General features: G+C 47.3%; 2 pseudogenes. Both read right to left on the bottom strand.

Annotated elements, in window-relative coordinates:
- Positions 1-402: pseudogene (gene vscJ / locus R8O11_RS30425) on the bottom strand (SctJ family type III secretion inner membrane ring lipoprotein Vsc); the annotation flags it as partial.
- Positions 402-552 (bottom strand): annotated as a pseudogene (vscI, locus tag R8O11_RS30430) (SctI family type III secretion system inner rod subunit VscI); the annotation flags it as partial. The pseudogenes vscJ and vscI, both read right to left, overlap by 1 nt.

Consider the following 552-nt stretch of genomic DNA (forward strand, 5'->3'; position numbering starts at 1 on the left):
TTCAAGTACCACGTGGACTCGCGCCACCAGCACACCATCAATTTGCGATAGCGTTGATGACAACTCTTGCGATTTTGCGTAAACCAAACGCGCTCTTTCCGCCAATGGCGAGGAGATTAAATCGTCTTTTGGAAACACTTCTTTTAACGTCGAGAATTGCTCTCGTGGGTAGCCTTTGCGTTTTAATGCATCAACAGCGAACGCGATTTGCGAGCTATCGACCATCAATTTTACTTTGTTGTCTTTGTCCGGTTCTTTGGTCGCCACCACGCCTTCCGATAACAAGATCGACAGCATTTCGTTGCCTTCTTTTTGGCTCACATTGGTGTAAAGCTCGGTTTGGCAACCCACCAAAAACAGCGCCAATACAAGGCAAAGCGCGCGCATTTTATTCTTCATCATTACTGCGCCTTCAAAAGCGTTTCGACATTCTGTGTGGTTTTACCCACGGTTTTCGCGATCAACTCTTCTTGAAACGTGATTCGCGTTAACGCCCACTGCATTTGCAACAGTTGCGCAGGATCGTCACCGACCATTTTCATGCTGTCTTGC

This window comes from Vibrio sp. 1288 (genome assembly GCF_033344475.1).